Consider the following 17542-nt stretch of genomic DNA (forward strand, 5'->3'; position numbering starts at 1 on the left):
GACGTGAGCGTTGCAATGCAGTTCAATGAGATCAGCGTAATGTTGACCGGGGCTGCCTTGCGGCCCTTCGCGGGTAAACCCGCTCCCACAGGGCCATGCATTTCCCCTGTGGGAGCGGGTTTACCCGCGAAGGGCCGCAGAGCGGCCCCAATCGCTTGTACTTGGAGATGAACTGACATGCCAGAAGTTTGCGTGGGCGAGCGCCGCTGGGCGGTGCCGGCCGGCAGCAACCTGCTCGATGCGCTCAACGACGCCGGTTGCACCGTGCCCTACAGCTGCCGCGCCGGTAGCTGCCACGCCTGCCTGGTGCGCTGCCTGGAGGGTGTCCCCACCGACGCGAAACCCGAGGCATTGGCGGCGGACAAGCGCGAGCAGGGCTGGCGCCTGGCCTGCCAGTGCGCGGTCGCCAGTGACTTGCGGGTGGCGCTGTTCGACCCCCGAAATGATGGCCTGCCGGCCACGGTGATCGGCCTGGACTGGTTCGCCGATGTGCTGCGCCTGAGGCTGCAACCGGAGCGGCCATTGCGCTACCAGGCCGGGCAACACCTGGTGTTGTGGAGCGGCAGCGTTGCGCGGCCCTATTCGCTGGCGAGCCTGCCGGGCGAGGACGACTTCCTCGAGTTTCACCTGGACTGTCGCCGTCCCGGTGCGTTCTGCGACCAGGCAAGGCAGCTTCGCCTGGGGGATGTGCTGAGGCTCGGTGAACTGCGCGGCGGTGCGTTGCACTATGACCCGGACTGGCAGGCGCGGCCGCTCTGGCTGCTGGCGGCGGGCACCGGGCTGGCACCGTTGTGGGGCATCCTGCGCGAGGCGTTGCGACAGGGGCACCAGGGGGAAATTCGGGTGCTGCACGTGGCACACACCGCTGAGGGGCACTATCTGGCGCAGTCGTTACAGGCGCTGGACGGAGTGACGGTCGAATGGGTGTTGGCGGCGCAGCTGGATGAAGCGCTGGCTGGGTTGAAACTGATGTCGCGTCAGACCATGGCGCTGGTGTGCGGGTCGCCTGGGAGCGTGGAGCGCTTTGCCCGACGGCTGTTCATTGCTGGGGTGCCACGTAGTCAGATATTTGCGGACGTATTTACCGAGCATGTTTGAGGACTGAAAAGCATCGCGGGGCAAGCCCGCTCCCACAAGTGCCGAGGGGATCGGCGTGGGAGCGGGCTTGCCCCGCGATAGGGACTGCCGAGGGATCAACCAACCAGCGGATCACCCACGTGCAGGATCTTCATGCCATTGGTGCCACCGATGGTGTGGTAGCTGTCGCCCTTGGTCAGGATCACCCAGTCACCTTGTTCGACCAGGCCGCGCTTGAGCAGCTCGTCGACCGCCGCCTGGCTCACCTTGTCGGCCGGCAGCGAGGCCGGGTCGAAGGCAATCGGGTAGACGCCGCGGAACATGTTGGCACGGGCCTGGGTGGCGCGGTGCGGCGACAGGGCGAAGATCGGCACGTGCGAACGCAGGCGCGACATGATCAGCGGGGTGTAGCCACTTTCGGTGAGTGCAATGATCGCCTTGACGCCGGGGAAGTGGTTGGCGGTGTACATCGCCGCCAGGGCGATGGACTCGTCGCAGCGCTCGAAGGTGGTGTGCAGGCGGTGGCTGGACTTCTGGCTGGTCGGGTGCTTCTCGGCGCCCGAGCAGATACGGGCCATGGCCTGCACGGCTTCGATCGGGTAGCTGCCGGCGGCGCTTTCGGCCGACAGCATCACCGCGTCGGTGTTGTCGAGCACGGCGTTGGCCACGTCGGACACTTCGGCGCGGGTCGGCATCGGGTTCTGGATCATCGACTCCATCATCTGGGTCGCCACGATCACTGCCTTGTTGTTGCGGCGGGCGTGCTGGATGATCTTCTTCTGGATGGCGATCAGCTCGGCGTCGCCGATTTCCACGCCCAGGTCGCCACGGGCGACCATGACGGCGTCGGAAGCGAGGATCAGCTGGTCGAGGGTTTCATCGTCGGCCACGGCTTCGGCGCGTTCGATCTTGGCCACCAGCCAAGCGCTGCCGCCGGCTTCGTCACGCAGCTTGCGCGCGTATTCCATGTCGCTGGCGTCACGCGGGAACGACACGGCCAGGTAGTCCAGGTCCATTTCCGCGGCCAGCTTGATGTCGGCCTTGTCTTTCTCGGTCAGGGCCGGCGCGGTCAGGCCGCCACCTTTGCGGTTGATGCCTTTGTGGTCGGACAGCGGGCCACCGATGATCACCACGCAGTGCAGGGCATCTGCGGTGGCGGTTTCGACGCGCATGACCACGCGGCCGTCGTCGAGCAGCAGTTCGTCACCGACGCCGCAGTCCTTGACCAGGTCGGGGTAGTCGATGCCGACGATGTCCTGGTTGCCTTCGGTCAGCGGGTGGGCGGTGGAGAAGGTGAACTTGTCACCGACTTTCAGTTCGATGCGCTTGTTGGCGAACTTGGCGATGCGGATCTTCGGACCCTGCAAGTCGCCCAGCAGCGCGACATGGCGGCCGTTCTTGGCGGCGATGTCACGGATCAGGCGGGCGCGGGCCTTGTGCTCGTCCGGGGTGCCGTGGGAGAAGTTCAGGCGTGCCACGTCCAGGCCGGCGAGGATCAGCTGTTCGATCACTTCCGGCGAATTGCTGGCGGGGCCAAGGGTGGCGACGATTTTGGTACGGCGGATGGTCATGCACAGACTCCTATAGTGAAGCGCAGCGAAAGGCTACTCCTCAATTGCGCTGTAGTCATTGTTCCGTTGCACTACCCGCACACGAAGCAGGGTTGCGTTTGAACGGTACGGGTATGCTTGCAAATGGCGGTGAAGATTTGTCGTGAAAGGCCGATACACTGCCCATCAAAGGAGAATTTCCATGCGCACCCTGATCGTTTTGACCATGGCGGCCAGTGTCGTCGGCTGCACCCGCTGGTCCATGGACCACCACTTGAACAATGCCTATCGCGCCTACGACCGTGGCGATTGCGCGAAAGTCATGCTGGAGCTGTCGCAGGTCGACCGCACCAGCCGCGCCCGACCGTTCATCCACCCGGAGGTGTCGCTGCTGCGTGGCCAGTGCCTGGAGCGTCAGAAGCTCTTCGTCGACGCGGCGCAGACCTACCAGTACCTGATCCAGCAGTACCCGCGCAACGAGTACGCCTACCGCGCCCAGGCCCGCCTGCAGACGCTGGAAAAGCTCGGGCACCTGCGCGGCAGCGAGGCGACGGTGGCGAGTCCCGTGAACACTACACCTTGGCGTTAATCCCAATGTGTCGATGATTTCATGTAGTCCGTCCGTCGGACTGGGCTAATCTGTTAGAGAGTCGTAACGTTCATCGCCAGTACCTTGTCTTCCTGGCCCCGGGTACAGGATTTCACTGCGATCATGTTTATCGAGCGACACATACAACGTCATCAGCTGCCTTGCGTGCTCAAGGTGTTCAACCGCTGCACCGACCAGCAGATCGGCTATCTGGGCAACGCCTCGGAAGACGGCCTGATGCTGATCAGCCAGTTGCCGGTGCTGGTGGGGCCGGATTTCGAGCTGCAGCTACGGGTGCCCCTCGCCGGCGGCGGGCTGCAGTTCATCAACCTGACCGCCAGCTGCCTGTGGTGCCGCGAGGATGAGACGCCGGGGCATTTCGATGCCGGCTTCATGCTGCTGCAGGCACCGCAGGAATACGATGAATTCGTTCGCTCCCTGCGCGATTTCTTCAGCTTCAGGCCCATGAACGCCTCCGCCTGAGGCTGGCCCAGCCCTCCCACGTGCCGTTAGACTCTGGTCGACCTCGATACAGGAAGACCCCGTGAGCTCCAGCATTTTCTGGCACGACTACGAAACCACCGGCATCACTCCGCGCAGCGACCGCCCGCTGCAGGTGGCCGGCGTGCGCACCGACCTCGACCTCAACGAGATCGAGGCACCTATCAGCCTCTACTGCCGCCCCTCGGACGATATCCTGCCGCACCCCGCGGCCTGCCTGGTGACCGGCATCACTCCCCGGCAACTGGCCGACCAGGGGCTGTGCGAAGCCGAATTCATGACCCGGGTGCATGATCAGCTGGCGCGCCCCGGCACCTGCGGCGCGGGGTACAACACCTTGCGTTTCGACGATGAGGTCACCCGCTACAGCCTCTACCGCAACTTCTTCGACCCCTACGCCCGGGAATGGCAGGGCGGAAACAGCCGCTGGGACCTGATTGACGTGGTCCGCACCGCCTATGCGCTGCGCCCCGAGGGGATCGTCTGGCCACAGCAGGACGGGCGTACCAGCCTGCGCCTGGAACTGCTGAGCAAGGCCAATGGCATCGACCACGGCCATGCCCACGAGGCGCTTTCCGACGTGCGGGCGACCGTTGCCCTGGCCCGCTTGATCCGCGAGAAACAGCCGCGGTTGTATGACTGGTTGTTCCAGTTGCGCAGCAAGCACAAGGTCATGGAACAGGTTCGGCTGTTGCAACCGCTGGTTCATGTATCCGGGCGTTTCTCGGCCCAGCGCAATTATATCGGCGTGGTACTGCCTTTGGCCTGGCATCCGCGCAACCGCAACGCGCTGATTGTCTGTGACTTGCAACAAGATGCTTCGCCGCTGCTCCATGAAAGTGCAGAGGCATTGCGCCAGCGCCTGTATACGCGGCACGAAGACATGGCCCAGGGCGAACTACCGGTACCGCTGAAGTTGGTGCATATCAACCGCTGCCCGGTATTGGCGCCACTGTCGGTACTGCGCCCGGCCGATCAACAACGCCTGGGGCTCGAGTTGTCGGCATTGCAGGCACGGGCAGAGCAGTTGGCCAATCAGCAGGCCATGTGGGGAGACAAGCTGGACATCATTTATCAGGAAGAAGGCTTTGCCCCCAGCGAAGACCCGGAGCAACAGTTGTATGACGGTTTTCTTGGCGACCGCGACAAGCGCCTGAGCGAACAAGTACGGCGTGTGGATCCGGCGCAATTGGCGCATGGACAATGGATGTTCGATGATCCGCGGCTGCCTGAACTGCTGTTCCGCTATCGCGCGCGAAACTTTTCCGACACCCTTGATGAACAAGACCGCGCACGTTGGCATGCGTTCTGTCAGCAGCGTCTTACAGATCCTACTTACGGTGCGCCTAATACCGTGGCGGACTTCGAGCAGGCATGCCAGAGCAGTTGGGCCGATGCCAGCGAAGCGGGACGGCAGGTGCTGGAGGCCTGGCAAGCCCATGTCCGGCAACTGAAAGTGCAGTACCAGCTTTGAAATGTGCAGATAAACAAAAAACGCCGGCAAGTGCCGGCGTTTTTCATGTTGAAACCAATGCGCCTGATAAGCGAATCAGTCCAGCAGGGTGGCCCAGCTTTCGACGACGTCGCCGCCCCACTTGGCTTTCCACTCTTTCAGGGTCTTGTGGTTGCCACCTTTGGTTTCAATAACCTCGCCGTTGTGCGGGTTCTTGTATTGCTTGACCTTGCGTGCACGCTTGGTGCCGGTGGTCTTGACTGCGCCGCGCGGGGCTTTGCTCAGCTTGCTTTCCGGATCGAGCAGGGCGATCACGTCACGCAGCGACTTGCCGTTTTCGGCCATCAGCTCGCGCAGTTTCTTTTCGAACTCCAGTTCTTTTTGCAGCTTGCCGTCTTGCGACAGGTTGGCCAGGCGGGCTTGAAGTTCCTTGATGGCTTCTTCGGTGGCGCGGTATTCGTTGATCAGGGACATGATGTGTTCCTTAATGCATGTTCAGAGAGAGACAGTGGGGGCAATAATAGACAGGCGAAACTCTCAAGTAAACAAATTAATATTGATCACTCATTTAATAGTAGGCACTGACTGCGCAGTCATTAGGTTAAGAAAAATTTACAATTTGTCTGGGGCGCTGGCTATTTCCCCTTGGGAAGAAGGGAATAGGCCTGTACGACTGGGTCCTTGAGCCAGGTGGCGCGGGGGTGTAGATGCTTACTGCGTTTTTCCCGGCAGGTCGCTAGAATATGCGCCTTTGCGAAGTTCTGGAGTCTCCCTCATGCGCACCTATCGACTGGTGATTGCCTGCCCCGACCGCGTCGGCATCGTGGCAAAAGTCAGTAATTTCCTGGCCCTCTACAATGGCTGGATCAACGAAGCCAGCCACCACTCCGACGAGCAGAGCGGTTGGTTCTTCATGCGCCATGAGATCCGCGCCGAGTCCCTGCCGTTCGGTATCGAGGCTTTCCGCGAGGCGTTCGCCCCGATCGCCGAAGAGTTCTCCATGACCTGGCGGATCACCGACTCGGCGCAGAAGAAGCGCGTGGTGCTGATGGCCAGCCGTGAGTCGCACTGCCTGGCCGACCTGCTGCACCGCTGGCACACCGACGAGCTGGACTGCGAGATTCCCTGCGTGATCTCCAACCACAATGACCTGCGCAGCATGGTCGAGTGGCACGGCATTCCGTTCCACCATGTGCCGGTCGATCCCAAGGACAAGCAGCCGGCGTTCGCCGAGGTCTCGCGCCTGGTCGCCGAGTACGGCGCCGACGCCGTGGTACTGGCGCGCTACATGCAGATCCTGCCGCCGCAGCTGTGCCAGGCATACGCTGAAAAAGTCATCAACATCCACCACAGCTTCCTGCCCTCGTTCGTGGGGGCCAAGCCGTACCACCAGGCGGCACTGCGCGGCGTGAAGCTGATCGGTGCGACCTGCCACTACGTGACCGAGGAGCTGGACGCCGGCCCGATCATCGAGCAGGACGTGGTGCGTGTCAGCCACGCCGACAGCATCGAGGACATGGTGCGCTTCGGCCGTGACGTGGAGAAGATGGTCCTGGCCCGTGGCCTGCGCTACCACCTGGAAGACCGCGTGCTGGTGCACGGCAACAAGACCGTGGTGTTCAACTGAGTCGAGGGCCCTGGCATGGCAGACCCGCGTGACAAGGCCGGCGCCTCGGCGCCACCCACCTTGGGCGAAGGCTGCCTGGCTCGTTTCGACCCCGAGGCGTTGAGCGATGAGGACGGCACCGAGTTTCCCGGTGCCGCCGAGCTTTGGGGGCGACTCAACCTGTCTGGCGACGACGCTCCAGTCGCGGATGCGCCAGCAGGTACAGGAGCACCGGCCCACCCGCCAGCAGATAGAAGTAATAGGTAACCGCGCGCCAGATCAGGATCGCCGCGGCCGCCGTCGAACTGCCCACCAGTGGTGACAGCAAGGTCGCCGAGGTCAGCTCCGCCGCGCCGGCACCGCCCGGCAACAGGCTGAACTGCCCGGCACTGAGCGAGAGCATCTGCACCAGGAAACTGGCAATCCACCCCAGGTCCACCCCCAACCCCCGCAATGCCAGATATAGCACGCTGTAGCGCAGGCACCAGTGCGCGCAGGTGAGGATGAACACCAGCGCCAGCGTACGCCGGGGCATGCGCCAGGTATCGGCCAGGGCATGGACAAAGCGCAGCAGCTTGCGTGCCCAGCGTCGTCGGCGTGCTGGCGCCATGCCCAGGCGATGCAACAACCGGCCGTTGCCACGCATCACCCGGCGTCGATAGCGCAGCAGCAGGAAGATCCCCGCAAGTGTGGCACACAGCAGCAGGGCGCTGCCCAGCAGCATCTGCGCCTGGCTGTGGCCAAGGTGGTGGAACAGGGCGTAGGCGGCAATCGACAGCATCGCGCAGAAGAAGAACAGCAGGTCATTCAACTGGTCCATGGCGAACACCGCGCCACTGCGCGATGGCGCGATGCGCTCGCGGGCCAGCAGTGTCATCAGGGTCAACGGGCCACCGCTGCCGCCGGGCGTGGTGCAGATGGCAAACTCGGTAGCCATCACCACGCCCAGGCTGTGCATCCGTCCCACCCGTGCGCCCTGGTCACCCAGCAGCAGGCGCAGACGGGCGGCATTGAGAATCCAGCACAGCAGGATCATGGCCAGCAACAGCAGCAGCAACCCGGGTTCGAAGGCGCGCAGGCGCGGGAGCAGGTCGCTGCCGCCGAACAGGGCGGGTACCAGCCCCGCCAGCAGCAGTGCCAGGACCAGCCAGCCCAGGCGCTTCATGGGGCGGCCTGGCGCGCCAGCCAGGCCGACTTGGTCAGTGGCTCACGGCCTTGGGCCAGCAACTGGTGCAGGGTGTCGAGCCAGTAATTGCGTGCGCTGGCGTGGCGCATGTCGACCGGGTGCAGGCCCAGGCGCAGGGTGTCGGCTTCGCGCCAGCGGCGGCATTGCCAGTCGCTGACCACCCTCGACAGGCCGCGGCGCCAGGCGCTGCGGGCGCTCCACACCAGTCCTGGGGCATCGAAGGCGGTGAAGTCCGGCAGCCGGTACAAGTGACGTGGAGAGCTGGTATAGCGCAGTGGCAACTGTCGCAAAGCCTGGCGGGTGCCTTCGCTCATCAGCCAGGCGGGGGCGACGAAGCCTGCCACCGGCCAGCCCTGTCGTTTGAACACTGCCAGCCCGGCTTGCAGGCGCAGCAGGGCGTCTGCCTGGTCCAGCCCATGGAACTCGCCCTCGTGGGTATAGATCCGGCGCATGAAATATTCGCCCGGTCCGCGCGGTGGCGGGCCATCGTCGGCGTGGTAGTAGCCATGCAGGGCCAGCTCGTCGCCCTGGGCCAGGCGCCGCTCGAGCAGGCGGCAGAAGGTGGGTGAACGGGTCAGCGGGTTGCGATGGTGGAAGTCCGGTACCACCAGCCAAGTCATCGGCACGCCACCGAGTTCGTCGATGGCCTGGACGAAGGGCTGGTAGTCCGGCCAGGTTTCGGGCGAGATATCGTGCAGCACCAGCATCAGGCTGCGCGTGTCGGCTCGGCCCTCAGCCATGGGCGCGCACCGGCAGCGGGTGGCCGAGCACTGCCTGGTAATGCTGGAGCAGACCGTTGACGACGCTGTCCCAGCTGTAGTGGCGCTCCACGTGGTGACGGGCGTGGCGGCCGAGCTCGCGCACACCGTTGTCGAAGACCTCGCGCACGGCTTCGGCCATGGCCTGGCCATTGTTGGGCGGACACAGGCGGCCGCAGCGTTCGTCGACGATTTCGCTGAATGCGCCGGCGCGCACGGCCACCACGGGCGTGGCGCTGGCCATGGCTTCGAGGATCACCAGGCCGAAGGTTTCCTGGTCGCCGGCGTGCACCAGCAGGTCGGCACTGGCCAGCAGCCGGGCGACCTCCTGGGGCGGGCGGAAGTGGTCGATCACGCTGACGTTGTCCGGCACGCTGGCCGGCATGTTCGAGCCCACCAGCAGCAGGTGGTAGGGCTGGCCGAGTGCGTGCATGCAATCGAGCAGCACCGGCAGGTTCTTTTCCCGTGAGCCGCGGCCGGCGAACACCAGCAGGCGGCTGGTATCGGCGATGCCCAGCTCGGCGCGCAGGCCGGGGTCGTACCTTTCTGGGTTGAACAGCGCCAGGTCCACGCCCAGGCGCTGCACGTGCACGTTCTCCACGCCCAGCCGGCGCAGCTTGTCGGCCATCACCTGGCTGGGTGCCAGGACCCGGTCGAAATGCCCGTATAGCTTGCTGACATAGGCCTCGACATTGGGGGTGAACCAGTTGCCCATGCGATTGCTCACCAGCAAGGGCAGGTCGGAGTGATAGAAGCCTATTACCGGGACATCGAGCTTGCGCCGCGCTTCAAGGGCCGCCCAGGCGGTGAGGTAGGGGTCGCCGACCTCGATCAGGTCGGGCTGCAGGCGGCGCAGTTCCTTGCACCAGGGCGCCAGGCGCACCGGGAAGCGGTAGCCGTTGCCGAAGGGCAGGGGCGGGGCAGGCACGTGGTAGACACCGTCGACCTGGCTGGCATTGGCACCGGGAATCAACAGGCTGTGGCGAACACCGGGCATGGCGTCGAGGCGGCGGTGTTTGGCATCAAGATAGGTCCGCACGCCGCCGCTGGCCGGGGCGTAGAACATGGTGATGTCGGCGATGTGCACGATCAGCATCCCTCCGGGATCGTCCTCGGGTGTGTCATTCGGCGGTAATGATCCGGCGATGACGCGCCTGAGGGTTGACCTACCTGAAGGATAGTTTGTTCGATCGTCGAGGGTGGAGTACGAGTGAATGGCGTTGCGCCCTTCGCGGGCAAGCCCGCTCCCACAGGGCCGGCAGAGATCCTGTGGGAGCGGGCTTGCCCGCGAATCAGGCGACGCGTTTGCTCAGGTCAGATGCGGAAGCTGCCGACCAGTTGCTTGAGGCGGCCGGCCTGCTGTTCGAGGTCCGAGCAGGCGCGCAGGGTGGCCTGCAGGTTCTCGACGCCTTCCTGGTTGAGCATGTTGATCTCGTTGATGTCCATGTTGATCGAGTCGACCACGGCGGTCTGCTCTTCGGTGGCGGTGGCCACCGACTGGTTCATGCCGTCGATCTCGCCGATGCGCTGGGTGACGCTGCCCAGGCGTTCGCCGGCCTGGTTGGCGATGTCCATGCTGTCCTGGCTGTGGCGCTGGCTCTGGCCCATGGTGTCGACCGACTCGCGGGCGCCGACCTGCAGCTCCTCGATCATCTTCTGTACCTGCTGCGCCGACTCCTGGGTGCGGTGCGCCAGGTTGCGCACCTCGTCGGCGACCACGGCGAAGCCACGCCCGGCCTCACCGGCGCGGGCGGCCTCGATGGCGGCGTTGAGGGCAAGCAGGTTGGTCTGCTGGGAAATGCTGGTGATCACCTCGAGGATCTGGCCGATGTTGACGGTCTTGTTGTTCAGCGTCTCGATATGCTCGCTGGAGGTGACGATCAGGTCCGACAGGCGGTTCATCGCATCGATGTTGCGCTGCACCACCTGCTGGCCTTCCTCGGCCAGCAGCCGCGCCGAGCTGGCATGCTGCGAGGCCTGGGCGGCGTTGCCGGCAATCTCCTGGGCAGCCGCGCCGAGCTGGTTGATGGCGGCGGCGACGCTGTTGGTGCGGTTGGACTGCTCGTCGGAGTTGCTCATCGACGAGTTCGAGGCGCTAATGACCCGCAGTGCCACTTCGTTGACCTGCTCGGTGGCCGAGGACACTTCGCGGATCGAACCGTGGATGCGCTCGACGAAGCGGTTGAAGGCGGTACCGAGGATACCGAACTCGTCGTGGTTGTGGATTTCCAGGCGGCGGGTCAGGTCGCCTTCACCCTCGGCGATGTTCGACATGGCGCGGGTCATGGTGTGCAGCGGCTGCATCAGCACGCGGATCAGCAGGCCGAGCAGGGCGATGATGATCACCACTGCCACCAGCGTGGCGATCACCGCCGAAGTGCGGAAGGTGCTGAGCATCGAGAAGGCCTTGTCCTTGTCCACCGACAGGCCGATGTACCAGTTGGCCGACGGCAGGCCCTTGACCGGAGTGAAGGTCAGCAGGCGGGTTTCGCCGTTGAGCGTCACTTCGGTCAGGTTGCTGGACAGCCTCGGCGTGTTCTGCGGGAACAGGTCCGACAGCGTCTTCATCACCAGGTTCTTGTCCGGGTGCACCAGGATCTTGCCCTGGTCGTTGACCAGGAAGGCGTAGCCCATGCCGCCGAAGTTCAGCGAGTTGATGATCTGCACCAGGCCGTCCAGGGCCAGGTCGCCGCCGACCACGCCGACCGAACGCGAGGCGGTGCTGATGATCGAGATGACCAGCTCGTTGGTGGCCATGTCAATGTAGGGTTCGGTGAGGATCGGGCCGTTGGCGTTCAGGCCGTCCTTGTACCAGGGGCGCACGCGCGGGTCGTAGCCGTCAGGCATCTTGGTGTCCGGGCGCACGGTGAAGGTGCCGTCGGGCTGGCCCAGGTAGATGGTCTGGAAGCTCGAGGTCAGCGCGTTCTGGCCCAGCAGGGTGCCGGTGTTCTGTGGGTACTGGGCAATGTTCTGGGCGACGTTCTCGACCAGCTTGATGCGCCCTTCGAACAGGTTGCGGATATTGGTGGAGGTGGACTCGCCCATCTCAGCCAGGTAGTTCTCCAGGTCTTCGCGAATGGCGTTACGCTGGAGATAATCGTTGTACAGGGTGAATAGGCTGAAGGCGAGTATCACGATCAGTGATGCCGCCAGAAGAATCTTGTGGCTGAAACGAAGGCTTTTATTCATAACGTGATCGTGTCCGCTAAGGTTTTTTATCGGGTCGTTCGCACAAAGCACGGCTGGAAAACAGTGCAACAATTCCCGTGGGTCCTTTTCGGGTTGTTACTGTCTTTCTGGGTAGAATCATTTTGAAATATCGGCTGTCACGCGGCGGAACTTGAGCAGGGGATGAAAGAAGATGTCAGATTCCTTACGAATGGTAGTAGGAGCAGGTCCTGATGGTCAGCCGGTATTCCAGTCCATGCGCCTGGCCAACCGGCATGGCCTGGTGGCCGGGGCAACCGGCACCGGCAAAACGGTCACCCTGCAACACCTGGCCGAGCTGTTCAGCGATGCCGGGGTCGCGGTATTCGCCGCGGATGTGAAGGGCGACCTGTGCGGCCTCGGCGCGGCCGGGGCGCCCCAGGGCAAGGTGGCCGAGCGGATCGCCGGCATGCCCTGGCTGAACCACAAGCCCCAGGCTTATCCGGTAAGTCTTTGGGATATCGCGGGGCAATCGGGGCATCCCTTGCGCACCACCCTGAGCGAAATGGGACCGTTGTTGCTGGGCAATCTGCTGGAGCTCACCGACAGCCAGCAGGCCGCCTTGTATGCGGCGTTCAAGGTGGCTGACCGCGAAGGCCTGCTGCTGCTCGACCTGAAAGACCTCAAGGCTCTGCTCGCGCACCTGAAGGACAATCCCCAGCTGCTGGGCGAGGACAGCGCCTTGATGACCAGCGCCTCCACGCAGGCCTTGCTGCGCCGCCTGGCGACCCTGGAGCAGCAGGGCGCCGAGGCGCTGTTCGGCGAGCCGGCGCTGCAACTGGAGGACCTGCTGCGCCCCGAAGGCGATGGTCGCGGGCGTATCCATCTGCTCGATGCCAGCCGCCTGGTGCATGACGCGCCCAAGGTCTATGCGACCTTCCTGCTGTGGCTGCTGGCCGAACTGTTCGAGCAACTGCCGGAGCGTGGCGATGCCGACAAGCCGGTGCTGGCGCTGTTCTTCGACGAAGCGCACCTGCTGTTCAACGGCACGCCCAAGGCGTTGCAGGACCGTCTGGAGCAGGTGGTGCGGCTGATCCGCTCCAAGGGTGTGGGGGTATATTTCGTCACCCAGTCACCAGGCGACCTGCCGGATGCGGTGCTGGCCCAGCTCGGGCTGCGCATCCAGCATGGCTTGCGGGCATTCACCGCCAAGGAGCAGAAGTCGCTGCGCGCCGTGGCCGATGGTTTCCGCCCCAATCCGGCGTTCGACAGCCTGGCGGTGTTGACCGAACTGGGCATTGGTGAGGCGCTGGTCGGGACGTTGGAAGAGAAGGGCACGCCGGCCATGGTCCAGCGGGTGCTGATCGCGCCACCACAGTCGCGGATCGGGCCGTTGAGCGCAGTCGAGCGGCAGGCCCTGATCGCGGCATCGCCGCTGGCCGGGCGCTATGACAAGCCGGTGGACCGTGAGTCGGCCTATGAAATGCTTACCCAGCGCAAGGGCGAGCCGGTGGAGCCGGCGCCCCAGGCCAAGGCCGATGAGGACAGCTTCGCCGACAAGGCCGGTGAGTTCCTGCAGAGCGCGGCGGGGCAGGCCATCAAGTCGGCGGTGCGCCAGGCGGCCAACCAATTGGGGCGGCAGCTGGTGCGTGGGTTGATGGGGTCGTTGTTGGGGGGCAGGAAGCGTTGAGTTTCCTGTACCGACCTCTTCGCGGGTAAACCCGCTCCCACAGGGATATCCCACTGCCCTGTGGGAGCGGGTTTACCCGCGAAGAAATACCCACGAAAAAGGCGCCCGAGGGCGCCTTCTTCTATTGCCGTACCACTCAGCCAATGGCCTTGGTGGCTAGCCAGAACAGGCCGGCGGCCAGGCCCATCGTTGCCGGCAGGGTGAGCACCCAGGCCAGCAGGATGGTCTTCACGGTGCCGCCCTGCAGGCCGCTCTTGTTGGCGACCATGGTACCGGCGACACCTGACGACAGCACGTGGGTGGTGGACACCGGCAGGCTGAACACGTTGGCCATGCCGATGGCGCAGGCTGCGGTGATCTGTGCCGACATGCCCTGGGCATAGGTCATGCCCTGCTTGCCGATCTTCTCGCCAACGGTCAGCACCACGCGCTTCCAGCCGACCATGGTGCCCAGGCCCAGGGCCAGGGCGACGGCGACGATCACCCAGAATGGTGCGTACTCGGTGGTGGCTGTCAGGTCCTTGCGCAGTTTCTCCAGGTCGGCCTTTTCACGGGCCTGCAGGCCCGGCAGTTTGCCGACCTTCTTCGCCGTGTCGTCCAGGCACAGCAGGTAGCGACGCACTTCGACGCGCTTCTCGGCGCTCAGGGCGCGGTAGTCGGTCACCCCGGCGAGCGACGATTGCAGCGCGGTGATGGTCGGCTCGGTCTGTTGCGGATTGCAGCTGAACTGTTCCGGCAGATCGCTTGCCTGCGCCTTGCCCAGCGCCAGGAACTCGCCCAGGGTCGCGGCGTTGCGCTGGTAGAACTGGCTCAGGTGCAGGGTGGCGTCGCGGGTGCGCTCGATCTGGTAGGTGGTGCTGTTCAGGTCGAGGACGAACTTGGCCGGGACGATGCCGATCAGCACCAGCATGATCAGGCCGATGCCCTTCTGGCCATCGTTGGAGCCGTGCACGAAGCTCACGCCCATGGCCGAGATCACCAGCACCAGGCGGTTCCAGAACGGCGGGTGCTTCTTGTCGTCGAGCTTGCGGCGCTGGTCCGGGGTCTTGTGCATCTTCGACAGCGGACGCCACCATTTCAGGCCGATCAGCAGCAGGGCGGCGACAGCGAAGCCGGCCATGGGCGAGAGCACCAGGGACATGCCGATGTCGATCGCCTTCTGCCAGTTGACGCCGTCGCCCAGCGGAATGTCGCTGATCAGGGCGTTGGCCAGGCCGACGCCGAGGATCGAGCCGATCAGGGTGTGCGAGCTGGAGGCCGGGATACCGAAGTACCAGGTGCCCAGGTTCCAGGTGATGGCCGCGGCCAGCAGCGAGAAGACCATGGCCAGGCCGTGGCCGGTGTTCACATTGATCAGCAGTTCGACCGGCAGCAGGTGGACGATGGCATAGGCCACCCCGACACCACCGAGCAGAACCCCGAGGAAGTTGAACACACCGGAGAAGAACACGGCCAGGTGCGGTGGCATGGCCTTGGTATAGATGACAGTGGCTACCGCGTTGGCGGTGTCATGAAAGCCATTGATGAACTCGAATGCGAGCACGAAGGTCAGAGCGAGCGTCAGGCTCACGATAACCCAGGCATCCAGTCCGCTGAATAAATCGATCATGAAGGTTGTCTGGCGGTCTTAGGGGGGGCGGATTATGCCAGAAAACCATGGCAATCGATGCACCCGCCACTGACCGATGGCAGGGGAATGACGACCCCGCACCTGCATGGCGCAGGTGAGCTTTCGCGCAAAAACGTCGTAAAAAATCGATAAATTTCAGAAAAATCAGCGATTTGAGACGATTTTCGTAGAGAGCCCGCAATTTAAACGCTTGTATGAAATTTGTGTGATTCCATTTCATATCGAGCATTTTCACCCAGGATGCCTTGCCGCAACCGTTGCTCGATAGCGGCGCCATGACATCGTGTGACTTCACTCGCCGTCGCTGCGCAGTTCCTTTTCGATCTTCTCGATTTCCTGGGCGAAGGCCTGGTCGAGAATGCTGGCGCGTTTACGCCAGGGTTTGCGTTCCGGGTCGGGTTGTGCGGCATAGGTGGTGACTTCACCACCGTAAACATCCTTGTAACGTTCGGCCTGGCGCTCGAGTTCCGCGCGCAGTTCTTCTTTCGTCACAGTAATACCTGAATAGGTTGAAGTTGGGCGTCAGCCGCTAAATACACACGCAGGATGTGGAAATTCAGCAACGCGAACACATCGTTGCACTGCAAGGACAGAGTGTGGGAGGGCGACCTGCGGCGCACCACACGACAAGCCACTGCTCAGGCAGCGGGCAGGCGTCAGGAAGGCAACGAAAGTTTGTCGATTGGATCCGTTATACAGCGCAGACAATCAACATGAGCCGATTATAGCAATCGGCAATTCGAAGGCTATCGTTCTTTACCCGCCATTGACAATAGTCCTGAAGTTATTCTTTGCGGACAGAGGGTTTGTCCGAGCGGACTGCTGAAAGTTCAAGTTGTTGTGGTAGGCAAGTTTGCCGATGGGTGTCGGAAATGAAAACGGCCTCGCTGGGAGGCGAGGCCGTTGCCTGGGACTTCTACGGTGGGTACCTGACCAGTCTCTCCAAAGAAGCCACATGTGGCAGGGGAAAGGTATAAGCAAAAGTGTCAGCGGTCAATTGCGATTATCGGCCGTTCGTTCGATAATCGAACGAGGTAGCGATTTTTTTGAGGCATGTCCATGAGCGAAGAAACCAGCGGCCCGCCAGCGAACGAGCCCGCGCGCAATACCAGCCCCACCCTGGCACCGCCGATCGTGGCGTCTGCGGCCAAGCGCATCCAGGCCTTCACCGGCGATCCGGATTTCATGACCTCCCTGGCTCGTGGCCTTGCGGTGATCCAGGCGTTCCAGGAGCGCAAGCGCCATCTGACCATTGCCCAGATCAGCCACCGCACGGAAATTCCCCGGGCGGCGGTGCGGCGTTGTCTGCATACGCTGATGAAGCTTGGCTACGCGACCACCGACGGGCGAACCTATTCGCTGTTGCCCAAGGTGCTGACCCTTGGCCATGCCTACCTGTCGTCCACGCCGTTGGCGGTATCGGCCCAGCCCTACCTCGACCGGATCAGCGACCAGCTCCACGAGGCGGCCAACATGGCCACGCTGGAGGGCGACGACATCCTTTATATAGCGCGCTCGGCCACGGTCGAGCGATTGATTTCGGTCGACCTGTCGGTCGGTGGGCGGCTCCCGGCCTATTGCACGTCGATGGGCCGCATCCTGCTGGCGGCGCTGGACGACGCCAGCCTGCACGAATATCTGGAGCGGGCGGACCTCAAGGCGCGGACCAGCCGTACCCTGCACGATCCGGCATCGCTGTTCGCCTGCATCCAGCAAGTGCGCGAGCAGGGTTGGTGCGTGGTTGATCAGGAACTGGAGCAGGGCCTGCGTTCGATTGCCGTGCCGATCTATGACGCCTCGGGGCAGGTGCTGGCGGCGTTGAACGTGAGTACCCATGTCGGTCGGGTCAGCCGTGGGGAACTGGAGCAGCGTTTCCTGCCGATCCTGCTGGCGGCCAGCCAGGACCTGTGTCACCAGTTGTTTGGCTGATCCGCACAGACGCTCCTCATTCCTGCGCACAATCCTGTGGCACCGGCTTCGCCGGTGTTCGCGGCTGAAGCCGCTCCCACGGGATTCCCACTGTCTCAGACGTTGTGCAGTACTTGTGGGAGTGGAGTTTGCACATGACAGTTGCTCGCACAGGAACCGGGCGCTTTGTGTTCGATAAACGCACAGTGTCGTTCCCGACGAATTGCGCCGCCCAGGCCTGCTGATTAATGTCTGTCGCACGAGTCGGCTTCGCCGACCGGACAATAACAACAGGCCCGAGGGCATCCCCATGAAGACCATCCCTTCGCTGTCGCGGCCGCACCCGCGCGCAGTGCTGCTGCACGCCGGCTGATCCAGTTCGCCGTATCCACCGTTTGCTGTTCCTGCGCATCAGCGATGCGCGGTAGCCTGCCTGTGCCCAACTCC

16 protein-coding genes and 1 pseudogene are annotated in these 17542 nt (G+C 63.5%); 8 read left to right on the plus strand and 9 right to left on the minus strand.

Annotation, left to right across the window (positions count from 1 at the left end; translation table 11 throughout):
- The first annotated feature begins 177 nt into the window (after positions 1–177).
- Positions 178–1098 carry an iron-sulfur-binding ferredoxin reductase gene (locus AC0MAZ_RS08905; RefSeq protein ID WP_254464236.1) on the plus strand — a complete coding sequence of 307 codons (921 nt, stop codon included), beginning with the start codon at positions 178–180 and terminating at the stop codon, positions 1096–1098.
- Between the two features lie 95 nt (positions 1099–1193).
- On the opposite strand, the gene pyk is transcribed toward AC0MAZ_RS08905, so the two are convergent.
- Positions 1194–2648: a pyruvate kinase gene (gene pyk / locus AC0MAZ_RS08910; protein ID WP_023631128.1), complete on the minus strand. Its 1455-nt coding sequence runs from the start codon at positions 2646–2648 to the stop codon at positions 1194–1196.
- 181 nt (positions 2649–2829) lie between these two features.
- On the opposite strand from pyk, the gene AC0MAZ_RS08915 reads away from it, so the two are divergent.
- The 3 genes from AC0MAZ_RS08915 (at position 2830) to sbcB (ending at position 5191) form a co-directional block, all read left to right on the plus strand.
- Positions 2830–3216, plus strand: coding sequence for a tetratricopeptide repeat protein (locus AC0MAZ_RS08915; RefSeq protein WP_050703897.1), 387 nt, complete (start codon positions 2830–2832; stop codon positions 3214–3216).
- A gap of 123 nt (positions 3217–3339) precedes the next feature.
- Positions 3340–3699: a PilZ domain-containing protein gene (locus AC0MAZ_RS08920; protein ID WP_023631126.1), complete on the plus strand. Its 360-nt coding sequence runs from the start codon at positions 3340–3342 to the stop codon at positions 3697–3699.
- A 61-nt stretch (positions 3700–3760) separates the two neighbouring features.
- Positions 3761–5191, plus strand: a complete 1431-nt coding sequence (gene sbcB / locus AC0MAZ_RS08925) for an exodeoxyribonuclease I (RefSeq protein ID WP_475860879.1) — start codon at positions 3761–3763, stop codon at positions 5189–5191.
- A gap of 75 nt (positions 5192–5266) precedes the next feature.
- Here the strand turns inward: sbcB and mvaT are convergent, their stop codons facing one another.
- Positions 5267–5644: a histone-like nucleoid-structuring protein MvaT gene (gene mvaT, locus AC0MAZ_RS08930; RefSeq protein WP_028690229.1), complete on the minus strand. Its 378-nt coding sequence runs from the start codon at positions 5642–5644 to the stop codon at positions 5267–5269.
- A 301-nt stretch (positions 5645–5945) separates the two neighbouring features.
- Here mvaT and purU point away from each other — a divergent pair, with 301 nt between their 5' ends.
- Positions 5946–6797: a formyltetrahydrofolate deformylase gene (gene purU / locus AC0MAZ_RS08935; protein WP_186713139.1), complete on the plus strand. Its 852-nt coding sequence runs from the start codon at positions 5946–5948 to the stop codon at positions 6795–6797.
- Positions 6798–6812: 15 nt separating this feature from the next.
- Positions 6813–7043 carry a hypothetical protein gene (locus AC0MAZ_RS08940; RefSeq protein ID WP_475860880.1) on the plus strand — a complete coding sequence of 77 codons (231 nt, stop codon included), beginning with the start codon at positions 6813–6815 and terminating at the stop codon, positions 7041–7043.
- Here AC0MAZ_RS08940 and AC0MAZ_RS08945 read toward each other — a convergent pair.
- The 5 genes and pseudogenes from AC0MAZ_RS08945 to AC0MAZ_RS08965 form a co-directional block, all read right to left on the minus strand.
- Complete coding sequence (locus AC0MAZ_RS08945; RefSeq protein ID WP_475860881.1) at positions 6952–7941, minus strand: lysylphosphatidylglycerol synthase transmembrane domain-containing protein; 990 nt, start codon at positions 7939–7941, stop codon at positions 6952–6954. The two genes, AC0MAZ_RS08940 and AC0MAZ_RS08945, sit on opposite strands and share 92 nt — an antisense overlap.
- Positions 7938–8702, minus strand: a complete 765-nt coding sequence (locus AC0MAZ_RS08950) for a DUF2334 domain-containing protein (RefSeq protein ID WP_234560694.1) — start codon at positions 8700–8702, stop codon at positions 7938–7940. The genes AC0MAZ_RS08945 and AC0MAZ_RS08950 overlap by 4 nt, the downstream gene beginning before the upstream one ends.
- Complete coding sequence (locus AC0MAZ_RS08955; protein ID WP_254464234.1) at positions 8695–9816, minus strand: glycosyltransferase family 4 protein; 1122 nt, start codon at positions 9814–9816, stop codon at positions 8695–8697. Before AC0MAZ_RS08955 ends, AC0MAZ_RS08950 begins: the two co-directional genes overlap by 8 nt.
- Positions 9817–10034: 218 nt before the next feature.
- Positions 10035–10799: a methyl-accepting chemotaxis protein gene (locus tag AC0MAZ_RS08960; protein ID WP_373694313.1), complete on the minus strand. Its 765-nt coding sequence runs from the start codon at positions 10797–10799 to the stop codon at positions 10035–10037.
- A gap of 141 nt (positions 10800–10940) precedes the next feature.
- Positions 10941–11909: pseudogene (locus AC0MAZ_RS08965) on the minus strand (HAMP domain-containing protein); the annotation flags it as partial.
- A gap of 172 nt (positions 11910–12081) precedes the next feature.
- On the opposite strand from AC0MAZ_RS08965, the gene AC0MAZ_RS08970 reads away from it, so the two are divergent.
- Positions 12082–13557, plus strand: coding sequence for a helicase HerA-like domain-containing protein (locus AC0MAZ_RS08970; protein ID WP_203647860.1), 1476 nt, complete (start codon positions 12082–12084; stop codon positions 13555–13557).
- Between the two features lie 136 nt (positions 13558–13693).
- On the opposite strand, the gene AC0MAZ_RS08975 is transcribed toward AC0MAZ_RS08970, so the two are convergent.
- Together AC0MAZ_RS08975 and AC0MAZ_RS08980 are read right to left on the minus strand one after the other, a co-directional pair.
- On the minus strand, positions 13694–15166 hold the full coding sequence (locus AC0MAZ_RS08975) for an inorganic phosphate transporter (protein WP_203647859.1): 1473 nt from the start codon (positions 15164–15166) through the stop codon (positions 13694–13696).
- A gap of 312 nt (positions 15167–15478) precedes the next feature.
- On the minus strand, positions 15479–15679 hold the full coding sequence (locus AC0MAZ_RS08980; RefSeq protein ID WP_050703906.1) for a hypothetical protein: 201 nt from the start codon (positions 15677–15679) through the stop codon (positions 15479–15481).
- Between the two features lie 567 nt (positions 15680–16246).
- On the opposite strand from AC0MAZ_RS08980, the gene pcaR reads away from it, so the two are divergent.
- Positions 16247–17116 carry a pca regulon transcriptional regulator PcaR gene (gene pcaR, locus AC0MAZ_RS08985; RefSeq protein WP_232854642.1) on the plus strand — a complete coding sequence of 290 codons (870 nt, stop codon included), beginning with the start codon at positions 16247–16249 and terminating at the stop codon, positions 17114–17116.
- Positions 17117–17542: the final 426 nt, after the last annotated feature.

Source organism: Pseudomonas sp. A (assembly GCF_056270345.1).